The sequence below is a fragment of the Psychrobacter sp. I-STPA6b genome (assembly GCF_020662265.1).
In the GTDB taxonomy this organism is placed as follows: Bacteria; Pseudomonadota; Gammaproteobacteria; order Pseudomonadales; family Moraxellaceae; genus Psychrobacter.
This window is the reverse complement of sequence record NZ_VEWM01000088.1, coordinates 1-469: the sequence shown is the minus strand read 5'-3', so window position 1 is coordinate 469 and position 469 is coordinate 1. Positions and strand designations below refer to the sequence as shown.

Below are 469 nucleotides of genomic sequence, written 5' to 3'. Positions count from 1 at the left end.
GTGAATACTTCTGGAGCGATGACAGGCACAACACCTTCTGTTAACATCAATACAAACAGTTTAGGTACTTCTGCCAGAGATTTTATGACGTATGCAGTTGCAAACTCAGGTGCGTTAACAGGTATTACTTCAAGCAATACAGTTGCTACCGTAAATAACATCAACGGTAATGATTTTAGAGGTATTGTATATAGTACAGCTGGTTCTGGTAGTAACACGTACATCAATTTAACAGGTGCTACTGCTGCAAACAATTTTGCTAGTATTTCAAACAACACGTTCACTAATTTAAATGTGAATACTACTGGCTCGGTAACGTTCATCAGTAATAGTTATACAGTGGCTGCAACTGGTTCACAGACAATCAATGCAAATTCAATTGTAACTGCTTTTAACAAACCTAGTGCAGGTGGTACTATTACTTTAGATACAAGTAGCAGTAGCTCTGTTGCAGGTGCGGTTATAAACC

General features: G+C 38.2%; 1 protein-coding gene. It reads left to right on the top strand.

Annotated features, from left to right (window positions below; genetic code table 11):
• Positions 1–18: 18 nt before the first annotated feature.
• On the top strand, positions 19–469 hold a 451-nt coding region (locus FHK88_RS11695; RefSeq protein ID WP_227430930.1), incomplete at its 3' end, for a hypothetical protein.